This is a genomic window from Pseudoalteromonas sp. S558, assembly GCF_005886635.1.
Classification (GTDB): Bacteria; Pseudomonadota; Gammaproteobacteria; order Enterobacterales; family Alteromonadaceae; genus Pseudoalteromonas; species Pseudoalteromonas aliena.
Genome location: NZ_PNDU01000230.1, coordinates 1 through 1,176, shown reverse-complemented (window position 1 = coordinate 1,176; position 1,176 = coordinate 1). Strand labels below are relative to the sequence as shown.

Genomic DNA, 1,176 nt, shown 5'->3' with positions numbered 1-1,176 from the left:
ATACCAATTCCATTTATTAGTTGGTCATATTAATCCATGATCTTGAACAGAGTGAAATGACTCTATTAATATCACTTCTAAAATTGTTCCAAGCGATTGAGCACTTTTCTTCAATATCTTCATAGTTTACGAAAGCACGGTTGGCAATTTCATTTTGTCTCATCCAAGACCATACTTGCTCAATTGGATTTAACTCTGGCGAATAAGGCGGAATATGAATAATACTAATATTGGGAAATTCTTTATCCAAGTACTCTTGATGCCAACTAGCACCATCCATTACCACTACAGCATGACGCCCTGCCGCTGTTGCTTTTGAAATGAGTGCTAAGTGCTCTTTCATTACTTCCATGTTACTAAAGGGAGCAATAATCGCTTCAGTTTTACCATTAGTTGGGCAAACCGCCCCAAAGAGATACGCATAAGTATATTGTTGTTGCTTTACAACACGTGGCCTTGAGCCTTTTTCAGCCCAAATTTTAGTGGTGGTATTTTGCTGACCAAAACGCGCTTCATCTTGAAACCATACGTCGATACGGTCTAAAGCAACATGACCAGGGATCTTAAGGATCGTTTTTATTTGGAATTTTTTTAAAATCTTCTTGCGCTTCAACTGACTGTTTAGGGTGCTTCGAACGGGTTGTTATCCAACTTAAATTTAATGCATGCAAAATATTGTAGATATTTGATTTTTTATATTGAATACCAAACTCAGTAAGAATATATAATGCTACATCTTTCCCTTGAAGCCTTCCACCATAAGGCTTTACAGAAGAAACCATGATAAATTCTTTTAGTTGTTGTAGCTGCTTGTCACTCAATGCCTTTCTGCGGCCAGTGTGCTTTTTTTCTTTTAGTCCTGAAATACCGTTATTTAAATAAGCTTGAACCCACTTATTAACACTTGTCCGACTTACCTTTAAGTATTCAGATATTTTGGCTCTACTTTTCCCATCTAAAAAATGAGAAATAGCTAATAAACGAAGTCTCAATCGGGCATCTGATGTTGAAGTAATCATTTTATCTAAGTCTTGTGTCATATTTCACCACCTATAAATAGAAACTTATTAGATCACAAAATTAATGGAATTGGTATGACTTGATTTTTCATCTTTCGTAAATGTAAAAAGCCCGAATCGTTAGATTCGGGCTCTCTACAATTTGAGGTCGTTGAGC

General features: G+C 36.1%; 1 protein-coding gene. It reads right to left on the bottom strand.

Annotated features, from left to right (window positions below; all coding sequences use genetic code 11):
* Nucleotides 1-16: 16 nt before the first annotated feature.
* A protein-coding gene (locus CWB66_RS15360; RefSeq protein ID WP_502705296.1) for an IS630 family transposase occupies nucleotides 17-1,040 on the bottom strand; the annotation gives its coding sequence in 2 pieces (ribosomal slippage) (nucleotides 17-592 and nucleotides 594-1,040; 1,023 coding nt in all).
* Nucleotides 1,041-1,176 lie beyond the last annotated feature (136 nt).